Source organism: Rhodococcus sp. IEGM 1302, assembly GCF_030056935.1.
Lineage (GTDB): Bacteria > Actinomycetota > Actinomycetes > Mycobacteriales > Mycobacteriaceae > Rhodococcus_F > Rhodococcus_F qingshengii.
The window spans coordinates 63,321-84,144 of sequence record NZ_JASHKY010000022.1 but is presented as its reverse complement, the minus strand read 5'-3'; the positions used below and the strand labels follow the sequence as shown (position 1 = coordinate 84,144).

21 protein-coding genes and 1 tRNA gene are annotated in these 20,824 nt (G+C 62.0%); 16 read left to right on the top strand and 6 right to left on the bottom strand.

All coding sequences use genetic code 11. From position 1 onward, the window contains the following. Window positions 1–30: 30 nt before the first annotated feature. On the top strand, window positions 31–402 hold the full coding sequence (gene trxA / locus QM609_RS23285) for a thioredoxin (RefSeq protein ID WP_003944106.1): 372 nt from the start codon (window positions 31–33) through the stop codon (window positions 400–402). A 58-nt stretch (window positions 403–460) separates the two neighbouring features. Here trxA and polA read toward each other — a convergent pair whose 3' ends face one another. Next, a complete protein-coding gene (gene polA, locus QM609_RS23280) occupies window positions 461–3,208 on the bottom strand; it encodes a DNA polymerase I (protein WP_007728727.1) in 2,748 nt (915 codons plus the stop codon). Between the two features lie 303 nt (window positions 3,209–3,511). On the opposite strand from polA, the gene QM609_RS23275 reads away from it, so the two are divergent. The 4 genes from QM609_RS23275 to QM609_RS23260 are packed head-to-tail and all read left to right on the top strand — an operon-like array spanning window position 3,512 to window position 7,641. Continuing rightward, complete coding sequence (locus QM609_RS23275; protein ID WP_037120375.1) at window positions 3,512–4,822, top strand: branched-chain amino acid ABC transporter permease; 1,311 nt, start codon at window positions 3,512–3,514, stop codon at window positions 4,820–4,822. A gap of 5 nt (window positions 4,823–4,827) precedes the next feature. Next, window positions 4,828–5,817: a branched-chain amino acid ABC transporter permease gene (locus QM609_RS23270; RefSeq protein ID WP_003944088.1), complete on the top strand. Its 990-nt coding sequence runs from the start codon at window positions 4,828–4,830 to the stop codon at window positions 5,815–5,817. Continuing rightward, entirely contained in the window at window positions 5,810–6,838 is a 1,029-nt protein-coding gene (locus QM609_RS23265) for an ABC transporter ATP-binding protein (RefSeq protein ID WP_029255470.1), read from the top strand. Before QM609_RS23270 ends, QM609_RS23265 begins: the two co-directional genes overlap by 8 nt. Further along, window positions 6,835–7,641 (top strand): ABC transporter ATP-binding protein, encoded by an 807-nt coding sequence (locus QM609_RS23260; protein ID WP_003944041.1) that lies wholly within the window; start codon window positions 6,835–6,837, stop codon window positions 7,639–7,641. Before QM609_RS23265 ends, QM609_RS23260 begins: the two co-directional genes overlap by 4 nt. A 56-nt stretch (window positions 7,642–7,697) precedes the next feature. Here QM609_RS23260 and QM609_RS23255 read toward each other — a convergent pair whose 3' ends face one another. Beyond that, window positions 7,698–9,029, bottom strand: a complete 1,332-nt coding sequence (locus QM609_RS23255; RefSeq protein ID WP_003944031.1) for an ABC transporter substrate-binding protein — start codon at window positions 9,027–9,029, stop codon at window positions 7,698–7,700. Between the two features lie 218 nt (window positions 9,030–9,247). Then, complete coding sequence (locus QM609_RS23250; protein WP_003944029.1) at window positions 9,248–9,865, bottom strand: ANTAR domain-containing response regulator; 618 nt, start codon at window positions 9,863–9,865, stop codon at window positions 9,248–9,250. Window positions 9,866–9,972: 107 nt separating this feature from the next. Here QM609_RS23250 and QM609_RS23245 point away from each other — a divergent pair. Beyond that, window positions 9,973–10,046, top strand: a tRNA-Leu gene (locus QM609_RS23245). Window positions 10,047–10,090: 44 nt separating this feature from the next. Here the strand turns inward: QM609_RS23245 and QM609_RS23240 are convergent. Both QM609_RS23240 and QM609_RS23235 read right to left on the bottom strand, forming a co-directional pair. Then, window positions 10,091–11,218, bottom strand: coding sequence for a site-specific integrase (locus QM609_RS23240; protein ID WP_182262515.1), 1,128 nt, complete (start codon window positions 11,216–11,218; stop codon window positions 10,091–10,093). Beyond that, window positions 11,218–11,928, bottom strand: a complete 711-nt coding sequence (locus QM609_RS23235) for a helix-turn-helix domain-containing protein (RefSeq protein ID WP_283337495.1) — start codon at window positions 11,926–11,928, stop codon at window positions 11,218–11,220. The genes QM609_RS23240 and QM609_RS23235 overlap by 1 nt, the downstream gene beginning before the upstream one ends. Window positions 11,929–12,043: 115 nt before the next feature. Here QM609_RS23235 and QM609_RS23230 point away from each other — a divergent pair, with 115 nt between their 5' ends. From QM609_RS23230 to QM609_RS23185, 10 genes are all read left to right on the top strand, one after another. Then, the gene (locus QM609_RS23230; RefSeq protein ID WP_283337493.1) at window positions 12,044–12,256 is read left to right on the top strand and encodes a helix-turn-helix transcriptional regulator; all 213 of its coding nucleotides are present in this window, start codon (window positions 12,044–12,046) and stop codon (window positions 12,254–12,256) included. Window positions 12,257–12,560: 304 nt separating this feature from the next. Beyond that, window positions 12,561–13,100, top strand: coding sequence for a hypothetical protein (locus QM609_RS23225; RefSeq protein WP_283337491.1), 540 nt, complete (start codon window positions 12,561–12,563; stop codon window positions 13,098–13,100). A 318-nt stretch (window positions 13,101–13,418) separates the two neighbouring features. Further along, window positions 13,419–13,682, top strand: coding sequence for a hypothetical protein (locus QM609_RS23220; RefSeq protein ID WP_283337490.1), 264 nt, complete (start codon window positions 13,419–13,421; stop codon window positions 13,680–13,682). A gap of 122 nt (window positions 13,683–13,804) precedes the next feature. After that, on the top strand, window positions 13,805–14,677 hold the full coding sequence (locus QM609_RS23215) for a bifunctional DNA primase/polymerase (RefSeq protein WP_182262510.1): 873 nt from the start codon (window positions 13,805–13,807) through the stop codon (window positions 14,675–14,677). Window positions 14,678–15,059: 382 nt separating this feature from the next. Next, window positions 15,060–16,076, top strand: coding sequence for a DUF3631 domain-containing protein (locus QM609_RS23210; RefSeq protein WP_182262509.1), 1,017 nt, complete (start codon window positions 15,060–15,062; stop codon window positions 16,074–16,076). Window positions 16,077–16,542: 466 nt separating this feature from the next. Continuing rightward, window positions 16,543–17,208 (top strand): hypothetical protein, encoded by a 666-nt coding sequence (locus QM609_RS23205; RefSeq protein ID WP_182263491.1) that lies wholly within the window; start codon window positions 16,543–16,545, stop codon window positions 17,206–17,208. A gap of 119 nt (window positions 17,209–17,327) precedes the next feature. Continuing rightward, entirely contained in the window at window positions 17,328–17,516 is a 189-nt protein-coding gene (locus QM609_RS23200) for a hypothetical protein (protein ID WP_283337486.1), read from the top strand. Continuing rightward, window positions 17,513–17,917 carry a helix-turn-helix domain-containing protein gene (locus QM609_RS23195; RefSeq protein WP_283337485.1) on the top strand — a complete coding sequence of 135 codons (405 nt, stop codon included), beginning with the start codon at window positions 17,513–17,515 and terminating at the stop codon, window positions 17,915–17,917. The genes QM609_RS23200 and QM609_RS23195 overlap by 4 nt, the downstream gene beginning before the upstream one ends. Window positions 17,918–17,937: 20 nt before the next feature. Further along, entirely contained in the window at window positions 17,938–18,459 is a 522-nt protein-coding gene (locus tag QM609_RS23190) for a hypothetical protein (protein ID WP_283337484.1), read from the top strand. A gap of 11 nt (window positions 18,460–18,470) precedes the next feature. Further along, window positions 18,471–19,253 (top strand): hypothetical protein, encoded by a 783-nt coding sequence (locus QM609_RS23185; RefSeq protein ID WP_283337483.1) that lies wholly within the window; start codon window positions 18,471–18,473, stop codon window positions 19,251–19,253. A gap of 455 nt (window positions 19,254–19,708) precedes the next feature. Here QM609_RS23185 and QM609_RS23180 read toward each other — a convergent pair whose 3' ends face one another. Then, window positions 19,709–20,386, bottom strand: coding sequence for a hypothetical protein (locus QM609_RS23180; protein WP_283337482.1), 678 nt, complete (start codon window positions 20,384–20,386; stop codon window positions 19,709–19,711). Window positions 20,387–20,824 lie beyond the last annotated feature (438 nt).

Below are 20,824 nucleotides of genomic sequence, written 5' to 3'. Positions count from 1 at the left end.
CCAACAGCCCGCACAATGGAAAGGACCCCTGTGGCCACCCAGACACTCACCCAGCAGAACTTCGACGAAACGATCAACGGCAGCGACGTCGTCCTCGTGGACTTCTGGGCCTCCTGGTGCGGCCCGTGCCGCCAGTTCGCACCGACGTTCGAAGCCTCTTCGGAGAAGCATGCCGACGTCGTTCACGCCAAGGTCGACACCGAGGCCGAGCAGGGAATCGCAGCGGCCGCCAACATCCGCTCCATCCCCACGATCATGGCCTTCCGCGAAGGCGTACTCGTGTTCAACCAGGCCGGCGCGCTTCCCGCCGCTCAGCTCGAGGAGCTCGTCACTCAGGTCAAGGCACTCGACATGGACGAGGTCCGCAAGCAGATCGCAGAGCAGACCGCATCTGCTGAATAGCGTGAAAAGGCTGGGCCGGAATCGAAGTCGATTCCGGCCCAGCCTTTTTCGTTGCTGCCTAGTGAGCCGCGCTGTCCCAGCTTCGACCGGTTCCCACCGAAACATCCAGAGGCACCGACAGCTCGATGGCTGTGGCCATCTTGTCCTTGACCAGAGCGGTGACCTCCTCCAACTCGGAGGCAACCACTTCGAGCACCAATTCGTCGTGCACCTGCAACAGCATGCGCGACTTCAATCCGGCGTCAGCGAGAGCCTTCTGCACGTTGATCATCGCCACCTTGATGATGTCGGCCGCAGTGCCCTGGATCGGCGCATTGAGGGCAGCACGTTCGGCAACCTCACGACGCTGACGGTTGTCGCTGTTGAGGTCCGGCAGGTAGCGACGACGACCGTAGAGCGTCGAGGTGTAGCCGTCCTTACGTGCCTGCTCGACCACCGCGTGGAGGTAATCCCGCACGCCGCCGAAACGAGCGAAGTACGCATCCATCTGCTGCTTCGCTTCTTCGGTCGAAATCTTCAGCTGCGACGCCAATCCGTAGGCACTGAGCCCGTAGGCCAGACCGTACGACATCGCCTTGACCCGGCGCCGCAGTTCTGGAGTCACCTCTTCGATCGGTACACCGAATGCGCGCGAGCCGACAAAGCTGTGCAGGTCCTCACCGGTGTTGAATGCCTCGATCAGTCCCTCGTCGCCTGATACGTGCGCCATGATGCGCATTTCGATCTGGCTGTAGTCGGCAGTGAGTAGAACGTCGAACCCTTGCCCGACTACGAATCCGTCGCGAATCTCGCGCCCCGCGTCGTTTCGCACCGGGATGTTCTGCAAGTTCGGATCGGTCGACGACAGACGTCCGGTCGCGGCAACCGTCTGGTTGAACGTCGTGTGAATGCGTCCGTCTTCGGCTACGGCCTTGAGAAGACCGTCGACGGTCACCTTCATACGCGTCGCATCACGGTGCGCGAGAAGGTGTTCGAGGAACGGGTGTCCTGTCTTGTCGAACAGACCCTGCAACGCCTCGGCGTCGGTGGTGTAGCCCGTCTTCGTCTTCTTCGTCTTGGGCATGTCGAGTTCTTCGAACAAGACCACCTGCAGCTGCTTCGGCGAACCCAGGTTGATCTGCTTGTCGATCACCTCGTAGGCCGAGTTTGCTGCGTCGGCGACCTGGGAGGCGAAACGGCTCTGAAGATCGTGCAGATGCGCGCTGTCGACGGCGATGCCGGTGGCCTCGATCTGAGCGAGCTCGATCGTCAACGGCAGTTCCATGTCGGAGAGGAGCGACTTGGATTCGATCGACTCCAACTCGGTGTCCAGTGCAGCTGCCAAGTCGAGAACGGCCTGAGCGCTGAGCATCGCGGTCTCGGCCGCTTCGGCATCGAGCTGTTCGGTGTCGTCGAGCAGTGAAAGCTGTTCCTGGCCGGATGTTTCGGCGCGCAGTTCACGCTTGAGGTAGCGGAGCGAGAGGTCGTCGAGATTGAAGCTGCGCTGGCCCGGCCGGACGAGGTACGCGGCCAGAGCAGTGTCGCTGGTCAGTCCACCGAGCGTCCAACCGCGCCCACGCAGAGCATGGATCGCCCACTTGGCTTCGTGCAGCGCCTTCGGCTGCGATGCGTCGGCGAGCCAATCACCGAGAGCTGCTTCGTCTTCCGGTGTTGCCGTCGACGCCGCGATGTATGCACATTCACCGTCGGAGGCCGCGATCGCGAGTGCAGTGACGTCGCCGGCAAACGGAGTTCTGGTTCCGAGCACCGTCACGCCGTGACGCTCACCGGTTCGTGCGTGGGCGTCGAGCCACGCGGCAACCGCACCCGGGGCGAGTGCGTCGCCGCTGACCTCGAACCCTTCCTCTGCTTCGGGCTCGGACGACGACAGGGTCGCGAACAGTCGATCGCGGAGAACCTTGAACTCGAGATCGTCGAACAACGCATGAATCTTCTCGCGGTCCCACGGGGCCAACACCAACTGCTCGGGCGTGTACGGCAAGGGAACGTCGCGAACCATTTCGGTGAGCTGACGATTGAGCAGGACGTTCGCGAGGTTCTCCCGCAGTGAGTCGCCCACCTTGCCGCGGACCTTGTCCACGTTGTCGACCAGTCCCTGCAGGTCGCCGTACTCACGGATCCACTTGGTGGCGGTCTTCTCGCCGACGCCGGGGATGCCGGGGAGGTTGTCACTCGGGTCGCCGCGCAGTGCAGCAAAATCGGGATACTGCGCCGGGCTGAGGCTGTACTTCTCCTCTACGGCCGTCGGCGTGAATCGGGTGAGCTCCGAGACACCCTTCTTCGGGTAGAGCACAGTGACGTTGTCGGTCACCAGTTGCAGCGAGTCACGGTCACCGGTCACGACGAGAACCCGGTATCCGAGGGCCTCCGCCTGCGTGGTCAAGGTGGCGATCACGTCGTCGGCTTCGAAACCTTCCTCGGCCATGACCGGGATGCCCAGCGCGCCGAGAACGTCCTTGGTGATGTCGATCTGGCCCTTGAATTCGTCCGGAGCCTTCGCGCGCTGCGCCTTGTATTCGGGGAACAGGTCGGCGCGAAACGTCTGACGCGACACGTCGAAGGCCGCGGCCAGGTGGGTGGGCTGCTCGTCACGAAGAAGGTTGATCAACATCGACGTGAAGCCGTACACCGCGTTGGTGGCCTGCCCACTGTGTGTCTTGAAGTTCTCTGCAGGCAGCGCGTAGAAGGCGCGAAACGCCAACGAATGCCCGTCGAGAAGCATCAAGAGAGGGCGATCGTCCGCCTTGCCGGTGGTGCCGGCTGGAGCGGTGGACGTGCTGGACCGAGTTGTGGTTGCGGGGCTCACGGTTCATCAGTCTAGGGATCGCGACCGACATCGACGCCTTCGCCGTTGTTTACGCAGGAACAGACACAAGAATCGGACAATTGATGCAGCCTTCGGCCTTCGATACGGAACCGAAACATCCCGGAAATCTCAGAACCCCATCTGAAGCGAACGGAGCCGTTAGAGTCCGGAAATCGCAGCAGCGAAACAATCCCTCTGCTGCGCGGCACCTTTGTCCAGACGCGCTATTCCCGACCCGCTCGGAGGACGTACGTGGCCCCACCCGTAGTGAAACGGCAGACCCTCGCGACACTCAGCCGACTACTGGCCTTTGCATTACTGACGTTCTTCGCATTACTCAGCCTGGCCGGAACTGCTTCGGCTCAGGAACCGACCACTTCCCCTACACCGCCGACCCCGACAGCATCCGCAACACCGACAGCACCGGTTCCCGACAACGCTGTCCCCGTCAGCGGCAATCTCAACAACGGCGGCACACGCCTCGAGGGCGTCACCGTCCGTGCACTCGATTCTTCCGGCACGGAAGTCGCCACCGGAGAATCGGCATCGAACGGCCGTTGGGAACTGGCCGTGGCACCGGGCACCTACACCTTCGAGATCGTTGCCGACACACTTCCCGACGGGGTCAGTGTGCAAGCCGCTGTCGAACGCGAGGTGGTGGCCGGCCGCGCGAACACCGTGATCTTCTCGTTCGGCGAGGTACGTACCGCCTCGAATGTCAGCTTCGGCGAGAAGCTGATCCGCACGACGGTCGACGGTCTGCGGTTCGGCCTCGTGATCGCGATCGCCGGTGTGGGTTTGAGCCTGATCTACGGCACCACTGGCCTGACCAACTTCGCTCACGGCGAGATGGTGACGTTGGGAGCCGTTGCTGCCTGGGTGATCAACACGTCCTTCGGCGTTCCGCTGATTCCCGCCACGATCCTCGCGATCTTCGTCGGCATCGGCATCGGCCTGCTGACCAACGGAATCGTCTGGAAACCACTGCGTAAGCGCAAGACCGGGTTGATCGCGCAATTGGTGGTCTCGATCGGTCTCGCGATTTCATTGCGCTACTTGATCCTGATCTTCTTCTCCGACCGCGCCGAACCGTTCGACGACTACCAGGGCCAGGTCGAGAAGAACTGGGGCCCGATCGCACTGACCGACGCCAACGCGATAGTCATGATCGTCAGTCTGGTCGTCCTGGTCGGCGTCGCACTGCTTCTGCAGAAGACTCGCATCGGAAAGGCCATGCGTGCCGTCTCCGACAATCGTGACCTCGCCGCTTCGTCCGGAATCAACGTCGAGCGCGTGATCATGTTCGTCTGGGGTCTCGGCGGCGGATTGGCCGCCCTCGGCGGTGTGCTGTTCGGCATCTCCGAACTCGGCGGACGCGTCCAGTGGGAAATGGGCTTCAAACTGTTGCTGCTCATGTTCGCCGGAATCACCCTCGGTGGTCTGGGAACCGCGTACGGGGCGCTACTCGGCTGCGTCATCGTCGGACTTCTGGTCCAACTCTCGACGCTCATCATCAACCCAGACCTCAAATACATCGGCGGACTTCTCGTCTTGATCGTGATCCTCGTGGTTCGCCCCCAGGGCATCCTCGGATCCAGACAAAGGATCGGGTGACGAACATGGACATCATGGGAGCTTTCCAGGTTTCCTTCGCCCAGCTGATCGGGCCGTCGGCAATCTTCTACGCACTGTTGGCAATCGGGTTGAACCTGCACTTCGGCTACGCCGGACTGCTCAATTTCGGTCAGATCGGTTTTGCCCTTCTCGGCGGCTACGGCGTCGGCATCATGACCGTGACCTACGACCAGCCGCTCTGGCTCGGCATCCTCGTCGGACTCACCGCAGCGGGGCTCCTCGCGCTCGTGCTCGGTATCCCGACGCTGCGTCTGCGCGCCGACTATCTCGCCATCGTGACCATCGCCGCTTCGGAGATCTTGCGTCTGATCTTCCGCTCGACCGCGTCGGATTCGGTGACCGGTTCCACTAATGGCCTGTTCGGTTTCGCAGACCCGTTCACCGCACTGAGCCCCTTCGACTCGGCCAAGCAGTACTCATTTCTCGGCGTGAAGTTCTACGGAGACGACCTCTGGTCGATGGTCGTGGGGTGGACGCTGGTCTTGATCTTGTGCGGATTTGTCTACCTGTTGACGCACAGTCCGTGGGGGCGCGTCCTCAAGGCGGTTCGCGAAGACGAGGACGCAGCGCGATCGTTGGGCAAGAACGTCTTCGTGTACAAGATGCAGGCGCTGGTTCTCGGCGGCGTGATCGGTGGTCTGGCCGGGGTGTTCAACGCTTTGCAGACCAAGTCCATCAACCCGGACTTCTACTCGACCGCGCAGACGTTCTTCGCGTTCGGCGCACTGATTCTGGGCGGGGCGGCAACGGTATTCGGCCCGGTGGTCGGCGCAATGTTGTTCTGGTTCCTCCTCGCCATCCCTGATGCCTTGCTGCGTCAGGCGATCTCCGGCGAGAATCCGCTGCTCTCGCTGACCGAACAACAGGTCGGGGCCACCAGGTATGTCCTGCTCGGATTGATGATTGCTCTCCTGATGGTCTTCAGACCGCAGGGAATACTGGGTAACAAGCGGGAGGTGCAACTCAATGCTTGACGCCGATACCAGAGCACAGATCTTTGCCGACGTTCCTCACCTTCCCGGATCGGCGAAACCCGACCCGGTGTTGGTCGCTGACAACGTCTCGCGGACGTTCGGCGGTCTCAAGGCCGTCGACGTCGATCACCTCGAGATTCAACGAGGGTGCATCACGGGTCTGATCGGTCCAAACGGTGCCGGAAAAACGACGCTCTTCAACCTCCTTACCGGATTCGACCGGCCGGACACCGGTACGTGGTCGATGGACGGTCAATCGCTGGGCCGCATGTATCCCCACCAGGTAGCCAGGAAAGGAGTGGTACGGACGTTCCAGTTGACCAAGGCGCTCTCCAAACTCACCGTGCTGGACAACGTACGTCTCGGTGCCACCGGCCAACGTGGTGAACGCATTTTTGCATCTCTCGTCCCGTGGATCTGGAAAGGCCAGGAACGCGAGATCACCGAACGCGCCAACGAACTCCTCGCACGATTCAAACTCGACACCAAGGCCGACGACCTCGCCGGTTCACTCTCCGGTGGGCAGCGCAAACTGCTCGAAATGGCTCGCGCACTCATGACCTCGCCCTCGGTGGTGATGCTGGACGAACCGATGGCGGGGGTCAATCCTGCTCTGACGCAAAGCCTGCTCGGACACATCAAGTCATTGCGCGACGACGGAATGACCGTCGTGTTCGTCGAGCACGACATGGACGTGATCCGAGACATCAGCGATTGGGTGGTGGTCATGGCGCAGGGCAGCGTCATCGCCGAATCCACCCCGGACGAACTCTCGTCCAACACAGCCGTCGTCGACGCATATCTGGGCAGCCACCATGACCAGGCTCTCGAGTTCGACGACAACGGAAATCCGGTGGGCGAGACGGCCGTTCTGGCCGCCGCCCTGGCTGAAGCCGAGGTCGAAACCCTCGAGTCGGGCGGGGACCTGTCGGAACCCGACGTCGACAACCTTCCGGCCGATCTCGCCGCGACGCTGGAATCGAGTCCCGAGGAACCGCGCGGAAGGCACGAGAAGCCATGAGCGAGAACAAAGCACGAGCACTCACGCCTGCAGAGTTCGCCGCGACGGCCGAGGAGCATCAGCGACTGTCGGCAGGTGCCCTGCTCCGCGCCGACAGCCTCGTCGCGGGCTACATTCCCGGCGTCAACATCCTGCGTGAGTGCAACTTCTTCCTGAAGGAAGGGGAAATCGTCGGGATCATCGGACCGAACGGCGCAGGCAAATCGACACTCCTGAAATCACTGTTCGGACTGATACCGGTACGCGAAGGGTCGGTCACCCTACGCGAGGACAACATCACGTCTGCGCCCGCTCACGTCCTCGTTCAGAAGGGAGTCGGGTACGTCCCTCAAACGCAGAACGTCTTTCAGACTCTGACCATCGAAGAAAACCTCGAAATGGGCATTTATCTGCGTCCCAAGGCATTCGCGGAACGATTCGCCTTCGTGAGTGAACTATTCCCTCTTCTGAGTGAACGACGAAAGGTGAAGGCCGGCGCACTCTCGGGTGGTGAACGCCAGATGGTCGCGATGGGCCGGGCCCTGATGATGGATCCGTCGGTGCTGCTGCTCGACGAACCGTCCGCGGGCCTGTCCCCCATGTTCCAGGACGAGGTGTTCATCCGCTGCAAGAAGATCAATGCTGCGGGTGTCTCGGTCATCATGGTCGAGCAGAACGCGCGCCGCTGCCTTCAGATCTGCGACCGCGGTTACGTACTCGATCAGGGTAAGAACGCGTACACCGACACCGGCGCCAATCTGATGAACGACCCCAAGGTGATCGAGTTGTACTTGGGAACGCTCGCTGGAAGCAAAGAGAAGTAGGACAGACACGAGAATGGGCCAGGGTCGCGAGACCCTGGCCCATTCTCCTTGGCTGCTTACTTGCCCACCACCACGAATCCTTCTGTGGTCAGGGTGTTCTCAGGGCCGAACTTGAGCTTTCCGTACGAACCGATGGACGGCTCCCCCGAATCGTTGAAGTCCAACTCACCGGTGATGCCGTCGTAGTCGATGTCGGTTCCCGCCTTCACCAACGGCAGGCACTCGACGTAGGACGTGCACTTGGTGCCGCCTTCGGTGACGCTGTTGATGTTGGCCGCGATGTCGGTACCGGCCGTCGACTTCGCCTGCTCGGCAGCGAGCGCTGAGATCACCACCGCGTCGTATGACTCTCCGGCGTAGTTGAAGTCGATCAGAGAGGGGTTCACAGCCTTCAGACGATCCTGGAAGGCAGCTCCGACGTCCGTCAGGGGCGTCGTTCCCTGCATGGTGTCGAGCAACGGCTTCGCCACGGATTCGCCGAGAGCGTTGCCCATGTTGCCGTCGACGCCGTACATCGCCATTCCGTCCGACGGGCCGATGCCCACTTCGTGCATGCGCGTGATGATCTTCGCCGACTCTTCGAAGCCCACCAGTGCCACTGCATCCGGATTGAAGTTCTTGACTTGATCGACTTCGGAGTTGAACGACTGCGCGTTCGGGTCGTAGATGATCTTCTCGATCTGATCGGAGGGGACACCCGAATCGATCAGATTCTTTTCGATGTTGTCCGCCAGACCCGTCCCGTACGGGTCGTTGAGGGCCATGATCGCTACGCGCTGACCACCGTCGTCCGAAATGAGCTGTGCGACGGCCTGAGCCTGTAGTACGTCCGTCGGAGCGGTGCGGAAGTACATGCCCTTGTCTGGGTAGCAGACGAATTGGTCCGAGGTGTTGGCAGGCGAGAACATCACGACGCCTGCGCTGGCGATCTTGTCGATCACCTTGAGCGAGACCGAAGACGATGCGGCGCCGACGATGACCTGAGTGCCTGCAGCCAATTCGCGGTCGACGGTGGTATTGGCGGTGTCCGTTGTGGTGTCACCCGAATCGCCGGGAATCAGCTGGACCGGTTGGCCGAGAACACCTCCGGCTGCATTGACGTCGTTGACTCCCAGCTGGGTGCCCGCGACCATCGGCGGCCCGAGGAACGACAAGCTGCCTGTATCGGGAAGAAGCGTGCCGATGCGCAGCGCTTCCGTGGACGGGGTGGCGCCGGCCTTGGCCTGCTCCGGGGTGCAATCAGTCGTGACGGATGTCGTCGCGGCAGAAGCGCCGGACGTAGAGCCACTCGAAGACGAGTCATCCGACTTGTCCGAGCTACAGCCTGCAAGTGCCAGTGATGCCGCGCCGAGAACTGCAGCAGTACGCACAAGTGTTCGTCTAGCCATCCCACGCTCCTAAGATCAGCCGGTGCTCGCGCCACCCGAACTGGCGCTCGCTGTGGGATCAGACGCTAGACCTTGGAACCGTTTCGCGATCCTTCAAGAAAGCCCTGTGACCTGACTGTTATCTGAAGGTGCACAGTGTTTACACGGCTGTAGCGCTGCGCGACGTTTCGACGGTCGACGCAGCCACTCAGTGCAGCCGGATAACCCGGACACTTTGCTCAAGCGTCCGGTTCACCGCCCAGAGTTTCCAGTACGACCTGTGCGACCGCCTTCATCGTGGAGCGCCGATCCATCGCGGCGCGCTGAATCCACTTGAACGCCTCAGGTTCGGTGAGCGCTTGGCGAACCATCAGAACACTCTTGGCTCGCTCGATCAGCTTGCGTGCTTCGAGCCGGTCGGAAAGATCAGCGACCTCACGCTCGAGCGCCGTCACCTCGCGGAAACGACTGACCGCCAATTCGACAGCGGGAACGAGGTCACTGATCGAGAACGGCTTGACCAAGTAAGCCATGGCGCCGGCATCGCGTGCGCGCTCGACCAACTCGCGCTGACTGAACGCTGTGAGAATGACAACAGGAGCGATGCGTTTGGCGGCAATCTCCGAAGCGGCGTCGATGCCGTCTCTCCTGGGCATTTTCACGTCCATGATGACCAGATCAGGCTTGAGCGACTCGGCCAACTCCACCGCAACCTGCCCGTCACCGGCCTCACCGACGACGTCGTAGCCCTCTTCGCGGAGCATCTCGACCAGATCCATGCGGATCAACGCCTCGTCTTCAGCGACGACAACACGACGGGGTGCGAGCTGATTGCCTTGCGGCTGCGGCGAATTCATGGCCACCATCCTCCTCCATCGAACCGCCCCGACACGAGACGCGAACGATTAGAGGGTACCGGTGTTTGACATTGAAATCGCATCTTCTAATGTAGTCATCGCAACAAGCCCTCGTATCCCAATTGGCAGAGGAAACGGATTCAAAACCCGTCCAGTGTGAGTTCGAGTCTCACCGAGGGCACAACGAGACAAACATCAAAACCCCCTGGAGACAGGGGGTTTTGGTCATCCTAGAGCGGCTTCCGGTGAATCTTCTGGACACGCTTTGGACACAGACTCCGCCGCCGCCGCGTCCAAGGCGTCTGCGAGGTCTCCCAGTTGGTCGGCGAACAGGTGGCCGTACCGGTCCATCGTCAGCGTCGCCGACGCGTGTCCTAGCTGAGCTTGGATCGCCTTCGGATTCGCCCCAGCCGCAATCATCAACGAGGCCGCCGTGTGGCGCAGCGCGTGAACACTAATCTGCGGGAAATTTGGGTCGTCTGCCTGGCACCGTTCCACCGCACCGGACCACCACGACTTCCCCGAGGGCAACGTCATGTGGCCGCCTCGCACGTTCGGGAAGACGATGTCATCCCTCCCCTTACCCTCGCACTGCCTCGCGAGTGCCTCCGCGACCAAACGAGGTACCGCAATGGTGCGTTGGGCGTGAGACTTGGGCGAGCCCAACTCGACTCGTCCAGCCACAGTGACCGCGTTCTCGACAACGCGAACCCGTCGGCGCAACAGGTCCAGGTGACGAACCCTCAACCCTGCCGCTTCACCGAACCGCAGTCCGCCGAACCCGAGGAGCAACACGAGACCTCGACGCTCCCCCGCCTGCTCGGCCAACGCTTGCAGTTGCGTCATCGTCAGGTAAGTCTGCTCCCCCCGTTTCCGTCGAGGCAGTTTCACCCCGCGAGCGGGGTTGACCACTAGCAGTCGATCCGCGACCGCATCATCCAAGATCGACGCGAGGACGCCGAAGCACCGCGTGATGGTGACGGGACCGCTGTCCACCGACATATCTGCCACCCATTGTTGGACATGGGTCCGCTTGACGCGCCCAACCGGGGTTTGACCCCACTTCGGTTGGACGTGGTTGTCCCACGCCGATTTCACGACGCGGGCAGACGAGGGTTTGAGATGCGCCTGCCGCCCGAGCCACTCAACGCCCAACTCTCCGATAGTCGCTCGCCCTGCGCTCTGTAGTACGAATGCCCCTGTCTGCTTGTCCACCTCGACTCGCGCTGCGTACGCGTTCGCGTCCCGCTTCGTCTTGAACCCGCGCTTGCGGGTCGTTTGGTGGTCCGGTGTTCGGTAGCGGACCTCGTACCGGGTTCCAGCCTTGGTCGCATACTCAGAAACGGTCGCCATTACTTGGACTCCAGGGCGGCCGAGAGCTGTGCGCGCAGGTCTCGTGAAATCTGTCCTCGGCGCTGGTTGTTCGCGTCAGGCTCGAGTGCTGCCAGCCGCTCCCGCTCGTCGGCGAGTGAATGACCCCACAGCCGCAGTGCTGCCGCCATCAGCTCTACCATTTCAACGTCGAATGCCTTAGCTGCGCGCTTGTCCGCCAAGGCCGCGCCGTCCGCCGCGTCGAAGACCGCGTTCAGTTCGGCATCCGTAGTAACCCTCAGATCCGCCTTCGCCTCGGCAACCCCCGGCCACCCGTTCGCCCGCGCCCGGTCCGTCAGCGTCTCGTGCACCTCATGTTGCTGTGCGGTCTCGACGCCCGCCCAGGGTGCGCGGTCGTCGCCCTCGAACCGGACAGGTCCACCTTCCAGGGCTCGTGCGAGCGCGGCCGACGAGACCGCGAGGCCGCCCGTCAGCTCCACGAAGTCGTCAGTGGCGACCAGGTCCACCAGTCGCACAGTGCCCCCTGTCACCTCCCCGAGTGCGTCTGCCAAACCGAGAATCGTGGGCATCGTTGGGTTGACCCTCCCGGCTTCCATGTCGCCGACACGTCCTGTGCTCCAAGGCATTCCTCGATCCCTCAGTGCTCTAGCGAGCTGCTCGAGCGTTACTCCTGTCTCCAGCCGCAATCTTCTTGCGTTCACACCGATCACATCGGCCAAATCTGTTGTCATGCGCCCACTATAGAACAAGTCGCGCCACTTGACGCGATGTGACACGACGTGTTTATATTTTCTCGTGTTACTGCTCCTCAAGAGAACATTCATCGACACGAGATCGGAGGCGATTGTGACTTCCACCGAGATTCCACGGTTGCTGTCAGCGAAGGAGGCAGCCGAGGTGCTGCTCACGAGCGAAGGAGCGCTGGCCGCGCTGCGGTATCGAGGCGCGGGTCCGAAGTTCAGGAAGCTAGGCCATCGAGTCGCGTACGCGGTCCAGGACCTGCGGGACTACATCGACTCCGACATTCGTACGGGAACGGCCGCCGACGCGACGGCCTGAATACGAAAACGCCCCCAGTGCGCCAACACCGGGGGCGAATCCAACCACCAACCCGAGCACGCAGCTCGGACCGAAAGGGAAATCAACGCATGCTTATTCAATCAAGCACCCCCGAGAACGCGCAACCAAGCCCCGACGCCCCCGTTCGCGCCAAGTTCGCGCCGACGGATGGATCAGTCTCGATTGGCCGTCAATCTGGCCCACGTTTTGTCATGCGTGATGTGGACGACGTCCATTCCCTAATTGACGGCCTGCAGTCTGCTGTCCGCGAGATGGCTCGCCACCAGGAAGCCGAGGCCACGGCATGAAAATTCCGGCCAGCCAGAGGACCGAACGCCGGGACACGACCCGGCCGGTCGGCGAGCATCGTCGTTCGGGAGACGGTACGACACCGAGCAGTGGAGGCCACCAGACGAGCGTCACCGCTAAGCAGATGGAAGCTCTCGGCGCGCTGCTGCGACTCATCGACGAACGTTACTCCTCCGGAACCGCTTCCGAGTTGGTCTATTTCAAAGGTGTTCGAGTCTCGCTCCACATACGAAACAGCCAGTCGCCCGACGGAATACTGCTCCGCATCAGCTCTACCTACGGTGCCGAAGTTCTCAAGCTGGTCCCGGCAGTGTCCCAGCAGTTCGCCGCGGAGACCTTGGACAGCCAAAGCGTCCAAGACACCATCGACCAGGCACGCGACTGGCTCGACCGCGAGGTGCGCAGGGTTGTTCCTGCAGTGCAGCAAGCCAAGGTGCAACTACTCACCAAGCAGCTCGTAGACGCTGAGCAGACGCGGCAGAGCGCCAACGCCTCAGTGTGGAATCGGCCGACCACTACGGAGGCCACCGAATGACCGCCCAGGAGCGATTCGAGCTGAAGGCGACCGGGTGGGCGTTCCTCGTCTACCTGCTGATCTGGGGCGCGCTCGTCTTCTGACCGCGTGACCCCTGACACCAGTAATCCATGACGCGCCCAGCGGACCCCGCCCCCATTCGGGTACCCGCTGGGCGCGTTCGTTCACTCGGAATCCCAACGAGCGCCCACGAGGACCCGTCTCCGGAATCTGTTGTCGCCGAGTGTTTTTCTCCCTCTTGACCTCCCTCAATTCCGACTGGCCTCGACCAAAATAGTAATACTTCTCCGGCAGGGACATCACATGATTTCGTTTCCTATGAGCAACCAAGAACCTAGACACGACGAGGCCGCAGAGGCCCCGGTACAGCGACCGAAACCCGGAACTCCCGAGCATCAGGAGTGGGTCCGCGCCAAGGCTCGCGAGAGGGCTAAGAAGCGATCGCGACGGCTCATGGCCGACCCTGCAACTGCGGCCGTCGAACGCGAACGTCGTCGGCTCCGCAGCATGGAAGCGCGGCATCGCCGAGCAGTCGGAATCCTGCCTCTACCAATCGGCCAACGCGTCCCGAAAGAGCAGTGACCCCGAACAGCAGTCCGCCCCAATTGCTGGCAGGCAACCGGGGCGAACGGAGCGCGCACGTACACGCTGAACACGACAACCCCAGCGTAACACGCGCTCCTCAGAACAAATGAGGAGCAATAGTGAAATCCGCAGCACAACAAGCCAAATCAACACCCCGCCCCATAGCGCCCCCTGCTGGCCCGTTCGCTGACCACGCCCTCGCGCTGGCCGCTGACGGCTGGTCCGTCTTCCCTCTCGTCCCGCGAGACAAGATCCCCTTCGCGGGGTTTCGTTGGACCCACGAAGCGACCACCGACCGGGCGCAGATCGAACAGTGGACCCGCACCTACGGAAAGGCCAACATCGGCCTCCGTCCGGACTTGGGAATGCTCGTTGTGGACATCGACTCCGCAGCTCTCCTCGCCCCGTGGATGAACGAGCGCGGCCTCTCGTTGCCACCGACACGTGTCGTCCGCACCAATCGCGGAAGCCACTACTATTACGCGCACTCATCGGAACGTCCTCTACTGGCCACGATTCCGGGCGTGGACCTCAAGACCTCGAAGGGGTATGTCCTGGCTCCGGGGTCCGTCCACAAATCCGGCCGCATCTACCGCGTGTGGCGAGACCTCCCCATCGCCGAACTTCCGGCCGAATGGCTGGAGCATATTCAACGCCCGGAGCCGAAACCCCGTCCTCCCGTGGTCACGAGGCCAGGAGGAGCTTCCGTGGGAACACCTGGTCTTCAACTCGTCCGACTGCTCGCGGTTAAGCGGCCAGGCGACGGACGCCGCAGTTACTACCAGTGGTGCGTCGGCGCAGCGTACCGGGACTATGGCGGCTCGCCTGACCTCGTGAACCGACTCCGCGACATGGCAGTACAAATCGGACTCGACCCGGCCGACGTGGACCGAATCGCGGCCTGGACTGCGGATCAATACCCCAATACAAATGACTCTCTCCCTCCGGTCGATGGGGTCTCCAACCTGGATCGGAGCACACTCAATGCCTAAGCTCGGCGAATTCGAGGGCGACCTCAGCAGCATGAAACCGAGGATCATCGACCCCCGACTGGAAGCGTGCGTGACGCCTGCGACGCCGGCTGGGACGGCCGCTGGGACAGGTACCCGTCCCACCTCCGACAACGCTCCATCGCAGGTCAGAGCATATGAAAAAGCGAATGGGACGGGTGGGACGGGTTCGAGGGGGGTAGACCAAAAGACCCCTGATTCAGCGCCGCTCGGATCAATTCTCGATGACACCGAGAAGCTGATCCGCAGGTGGATTACCTACACCCACGAGGCCCATTACGTCACCAACGCTCTGTGGGTCGCCGCAACTCACCTCATTGACGAGTCGAACTACGCCCCGCCATTGGTTCTGAACGCTCCTCGCATGAACTCCGGCAAGACCACGGTCCAGGACATCACCCGGATGATGTCTCGAGACTCCCTCGCCGCTAGCAACGTGACAGGCGCAGCCCTGTTTCGACTGATCGACGCGAAACACCCGACGATCTTCATTGACGAGGCCGACAACTCGAACCTCGACGCGGAAGGTGGTGAGGTCTTTCGCGCCGTCATGACCTCCGGCTTCAAGCGCGGCGCGTCGTCCAACTTCATTCGTTCCGTTCAGGGCAAAGGCGACTTCGTGCCGAAGGTCTATAACGTGTTTGGGTTGGTCTGCATCGCGGGCAACGGCAAATTCGCTCCGGAAACGGTGCTGTCTCGCGGGTTCGTGATTCCGCTTCTCCCCCGCACAGCAGCCGAAGAGGCCGTCGCAGAAGAGTTTGACGAGGAATACCACGAGGGCTTGTTGGATGAAGTACGCGGACGATTCGACACCTTCGTTGCCGCAATGGAACCGGGCACAGTTCGCGGTCGAGAGGTCGAATGCACTGTTGGTGGTCGCAACGCACAGAAGTGGCGGTTTTTGCTCCGGATCGCGGACCTTGCCGGGGGCGAGTGGCCTAGACGAACACGGGAAGCCGCCGAGTACCTGTGCGGTGTCGGCAAAGAATCGAAGGAATACGCCAACGAGGCCACGTTGTTATTGCGGGATCTTCGGACGGTATTCGTCTACCTGCTCGCGACAGACGATCCGCAGAACCCCGACGCGAAACTGCGGGAAGGGATTCCGACTCGAACACTCCTGTCGTACCTGCATCAGCCCGACCACCCGGACTTCACCCGTCCACTCGTGAACTCGAAGGGCGAGTTGGTCGAACTGCCTCCGGTCGATCCGTGTTGGGCATCGAAGTCCGACGAGTTGGACGACAACCGTTTGACTCGAATTCTGCGGGAGTCCTTCGCGATTCACTCGAGCAAGAAGCGGAACATGTACCCGGACGGTAAGCAGCTCCGGGGCTACGCAGTCGCAGACTTGGTGGACCTCTTCGGCAGGTTCCTGTGACCTCCTTTTGGTCTAACCCCGGAAACCCGTCCCATACGTCCCATTTTGGTTTCTCACCCCCTCTGACCGGCCACGGAGCACTACTGAGGACCGGGACGGGTAGCCGTCCCAACGACACGTCCCAGACGCACAAAGCGTCCCCAGCGGGACGCCTGGACGGGAGCGCACTAGACGTCGATGCACTAACGCCCTCTCGCGGCTCGCTCTCGAAAGCCAAAGCGGAGGCGTTCCCACGCCGCACGGGCACCGAAACCGTCGGAACGCCCGCGAGGCCAAAGGGAAGCCAAACGAGACCCACCGACGCCCCCTTCGGGGGGAGCGCCTCCGCTTTTGGCTCGTCTGGGGGACCTTCCGACCTGGCCGTTTCGCGGGAAACGCCCCCTGGCCTTCTGGCCTTTGGCCTCGCAAACAGCACCCAATCGGAGGCGTCCACCCCCGCCGCCCTTGAACCCAAGGAGATTCTCAAATGACGCGGAACCTGCAGTACAACGAACTGATCGAAGTTGTCAGCGCCTGGTGGGACTCCCGAGTAGTCCAAGACACCCAAGGTTCGCTCTCGACTGCCGAGGCCCTCGGCGACCTCGCCAAATGGTGCAACAACCTCGGGTACGAGACACCGCTCGAGCTTCATTCGAAACAGATCATCTCGCAGAACCACGCCGGGAAAACCACTGACCTGCACTCCCGCACGCAGCGGGGTTGGCGCGGGTTCTCGATCCCGAACCTGGAGGACACCAACTGGAAAGCAGCGTGGGCCGCAGTCCCGACTGAAGAAGTGCCGAAACGCCCACGAGGGGTGCTCGGGTTGGCGGTCCGAGTTCGCCGCTTATGGCTCCAAGGTCGCCTCGGGTTCATCCCCTGTTCGGAGATCCGTCCGACCCGCCAACTCCTCGCGCTGACGAACGCCAGCGCCGCAGACCTTCTGTTGGCGGCCGAGCTCATCAACAAAAATCTCGACCTCGTCCTGTCGGCTGACGTGCGGGATCGCGAGGTAACCGCGCATTGGGCGAAAGTCGAACTCCGAGAATCGCAACGCGAGTTGAACCGTCGCGTTCAGGCTCGCCAACGTCGCGACATGTTCCCACCGACCCACACGGAAATCGAATCCGAAGCGGCTTCCCTCGCCGTCTGAAACCTCGTGCGGGTCGGAACGCCCACCAACCCCCGCGAACGTCTCCCGTGGACGGGAAGACACCAGAACACCACCCCGAGAGCGGTTCGGCCAACAACCTACGACCGGACGGAAAACCCGTGAAGATCAACGTAAATATCGACACCGCCCTCTCTGACGACAACGTTCTCGACCTGATCGACGAAACCCGTTGCGCAGGCATCGGACCGCAAGCGCAGGTGGCGTCCCGAATGGCAGTCGCGCAGGCGCTACTCGGACTCACTCAGGAAGTGCGAGCACTCCGCGAAGAAATCGCCGCCAAGCAATGACCCCGGCCGCATTCATCACAGGCGTCGTCGCGCTCGACCCCAGAGCTGCCGCGCTCGTCGCGAAGGCCATCCGAACCGGAAACGAGCAGCTCCGCGCCCACGGCGCACCGGGGTTCACCCGCGACGTACTGGCCGCAGGCGTAGCGCTCGAGAACGCCAGCCGCGCAGGCGCGAACGCCATAACCGCCAGTGCCGCAACAACATCCAATGATGGACTGGTCCAGGACGCCGAGCGGCTGACAACCGAGCAGGCCGCAAACCTTCTCGGGGTCACTCCAAACGCCGTGCGGGACTTGGCGCGCCGAGGTCGCCTCGACGGCCACAAGATCGGCCAGAACTGGACCTTCGACCCCTGGCAGATCGAGGCCCGCAAACGACACCAACGACAAGGCAACTCATGACCACCAAGAAGAAACCCCCAATGACAGCGAAGGAACGGACACGAGTCCTCGCCGCTGCCGCCGACAAACGCGCATTGAAGCGCCAGTATCCGGGCTTCTACGCCACGCGAGACGCCACCGTGAAAGCGGCCGTAGCCACAGGCCGAATCCTCGCAGCTCGAATCGGGTACTGGAACGACCAATACGACCTCAACCCGGTGGAGACCACCGAACGACTGCGGGCGTTGCAGCCCGTGCTGCTGGCCTCGAACAACCCGACCTCCACGGAAGACCGCGTGTGGCACGAGCGCCACCTCGCCGCAGGTGGGAAGCAACCCGAAGCCGACCTCGGATGGTTCGACACGGCAGACCTCACCGCCTCGGCCGCACCTCTCACCCCCGGCACCAGCAACACCACCCACCTCGCCAGCGTCGCCAGCGCCGACGACCTCGGATGGTTCGACGCCGCCGACCTCGAAGCCGACATCGCCGCATCGGCACCGGCCGAGACCCCAACCACCAACAACACCGCCTCGTCTGACGACGACGGCTGGTTCTCCTGAGGAGCTAGAACATGGCTGCAAACATCAATGACGTCCAACGCCTCCGCGACACCGTTCAGGCACTCGGGGCCGAACTGCCCCAGTCGCTAGCCAAGACCGCCGAGCTTGCATCGGCTATCGCCAGTAGATCGGAGGTTTCAAGAGCACCGAATCTCGAAGGGCTTCTGAGCGATCCTGATCTGACGGCCGCTGAAATCGAAGGTTTCATTTCGGACGTGGGTACGGCCAGCGCCCGCGAGTACCACTCGTCGCGCCCACGCGAAATCGCCGTCCATACCCTCATCCAGCAATTCACCGAAGACCTGCGCGGAGCCGGGGGTGACGCCCTGATGGACACCCTTCGACCCAAATTCGAGGAAGCCGCCGGCGCCTTCGCCGAGGCGGGCCGGCGGCTGAATGGCGGGGCATCGGCCGAGTCCATCCTCGCCAGCGGCGAACCCGAGCAGATCGACGCATGGCGCGCCCTGCCACAGGCGCAGGCAAAGGCCGATTCGATTCGCAACCTCGTTCGTCTCATGGTTGTGCACTTCGGTGTTGTGAGGACAACCGAGTACACCGAGGACCACGCACAAGCCGCGTTCTTCTCGGCCTCGTCTGCTCAGTTGATTCAGGCGGGGCACGCATTCGGGGGTACACACCACGGCCTACGGGGTGGAGTGTGGGCCAAGGTGCCGTTGCGAGTGCTCAACACGGTCACCGAAGCGCGAGCGATCATGGCGGATGCAGAGTCCGGACCGTTGGAACCTGCCCGCAAACCCACCGAGCGCGAGCTCGATAGTTTGCCGCACCGCTAGACAGTTCGAGGGGGTCCGAGAGGGTCCGGTCCGATATACCCCGTCACAAATGTCGAAGTACCTGGGGGCCAACTCCTCCGAGGTCAATTGGCTGTTTCTCCCTCCGACATTCTGCGGGGCTCTCGTCCCCGGTCGTGGGGGTTCTCGACCTCCTCGCGGGGTATTCCGAGGCCCCCACGGGCTCCGAATCCCTCCGAGGCCAAGCGAGACCCCAGAACGACAGTGCCGGAACCAATTCCACAGCGGGCGTCAACGTCACCGGCCTGGTACTCCAATTCGCATCAGGAACCGGAATCGAAGGCAGGTTAGGGCAAGCCATTCTCCCCCACTGATCCAGCCTGCGTCCGGCCCTTCGCGTGCAGCAACCCGCCGCGACCAGGGAACCCCCTAACCAACTCGGCCACTGGCCAGCAGGTAGGGGGTTCTGTGGTCTCCGGGAGACTCCCCCTGATCATCTAGTCTGTGCTGGCCGGGACGCGCTTGAGCTTCGGCCACTTCGCCGTAGCCCTGCCGCGTAGCCCCTGCGGCCGGGTCAATCCATGGCTTGCGACTAGAGAACGCGTCGCGTCTTCGATTGCGTCGAATGCGTTCTCCGTTTCTCTGACCAGTCGCCGCACTTCGAGAACAGATGTCTCGGGTATCACACCCTTGTCGACGTAATTGGTCGGCAGCATAACCTCCCCAAAAGTCAGTTCTCGAAGCTGCTCAAGCGTGGAGTTCAAAAATCGGTCGACGGTTAGGAGTGAAACCATTTGAACTCTTCGCCGCAGTTCTTCGGTGTGTTCTTCGTACATCTGGATCTGATTCTCGACAACATCGCTAGCTGCCTCACTCAGCGCTTTGTCAGCCTCGCTCGACCCCTCGCGATCCGCTGCGGCGTCCGCATCACGACCCTGCACCCAAGCAACCGCGAGGTCTGTCTGCAGGCGTGTAGTCGTCGCACGCAATGCCAAGAGTTCGCTGACTTCCTCTCGCAGCTTGTCTTCGACCTGCAACTCGCGGTCTCGTTGTTTCTCGGAACGCGAGTTGCGTTGGGTCAAGAAGACTCCGCCTAGCGCTAGCACTCCGCCCATCGCTGGCCCGCTGACCAGTTGCGCCCATAAACTCATCTGCGGATCGTAAGCGACCACCACGACAGCTACCCTGCTGACGGACGTTCACAGGATGAATGCCTTCATCAGTGCCACTCGACCGAGACACTCGACACCGAATAACAGTCTCGATTGCGATTCGCTTACCCTCGCATTTGTGGAAACTGCCCAAATCGCCCTCATAGTTTCAGTTGTCAGCGCGTGTGTCACGCTCGGCGGCCTCGTGTGGCAGTTCATGCTCTATAGACTCTCCGGGTCTCGCTTGAAGGTCCGTTTGCGGCCGGGATTTCTCGATCACCAAAACACTATTTACCGAGGCAAAGGAAGAAGTGGGCTCCCGGCCAATCAACATCTCTTCGATGGCGGAATTAGCCAATTCGGAGTGGAACTGGCGCTAATCCAGGTCACGAACATCGGCCGCGTTGCGGTCTCAGTAGAGGACGTTTCGCTTGACCTCGGACGAATGACCTGGTGGAAACT

Coding starts and splice junctions, on each gene's coding strand:
- QM609_RS23270 (WP_003944088.1), top strand. CDS start 4,828: ATGGACATCATGGGAGCTTTCCAGGTTTCCTTCGCCCAGCTGATCGGG.
- QM609_RS23265 (WP_029255470.1), top strand. CDS start 5,810: ATGCTTGACGCCGATACCAGAGCACAGATCTTTGCCGACGTTCCTCAC.
- QM609_RS23260 (WP_003944041.1), top strand. CDS start 6,835: ATGAGCGAGAACAAAGCACGAGCACTCACGCCTGCAGAGTTCGCCGCG.
- QM609_RS23255 (WP_003944031.1), bottom strand. CDS start 9,029: ATGGCTAGACGAACACTTGTGCGTACTGCTGCAGTTCTCGGCGCGGCA.
- QM609_RS23250 (WP_003944029.1), bottom strand. CDS start 9,865: ATGAATTCGCCGCAGCCGCAAGGCAATCAGCTCGCACCCCGTCGTGTT.
- QM609_RS23240 (WP_182262515.1), bottom strand. CDS start 11,218: ATGGCGACCGTTTCTGAGTATGCGACCAAGGCTGGAACCCGGTACGAG.
- QM609_RS23235 (WP_283337495.1), bottom strand. CDS start 11,928: ATGACAACAGATTTGGCCGATGTGATCGGTGTGAACGCAAGAAGATTG.
- QM609_RS23225 (WP_283337491.1), top strand. CDS start 12,561: ATGAAAATTCCGGCCAGCCAGAGGACCGAACGCCGGGACACGACCCGG.
- QM609_RS23220 (WP_283337490.1), top strand. CDS start 13,419: ATGAGCAACCAAGAACCTAGACACGACGAGGCCGCAGAGGCCCCGGTA.
- QM609_RS23210 (WP_182262509.1), top strand. CDS start 15,060: ATGAACTCCGGCAAGACCACGGTCCAGGACATCACCCGGATGATGTCT.
- QM609_RS23205 (WP_182263491.1), top strand. CDS start 16,543: ATGACGCGGAACCTGCAGTACAACGAACTGATCGAAGTTGTCAGCGCC.
- QM609_RS23195 (WP_283337485.1), top strand. CDS start 17,513: ATGACCCCGGCCGCATTCATCACAGGCGTCGTCGCGCTCGACCCCAGA.
- QM609_RS23190 (WP_283337484.1), top strand. CDS start 17,938: ATGACAGCGAAGGAACGGACACGAGTCCTCGCCGCTGCCGCCGACAAA.
- QM609_RS23185 (WP_283337483.1), top strand. CDS start 18,471: ATGGCTGCAAACATCAATGACGTCCAACGCCTCCGCGACACCGTTCAG.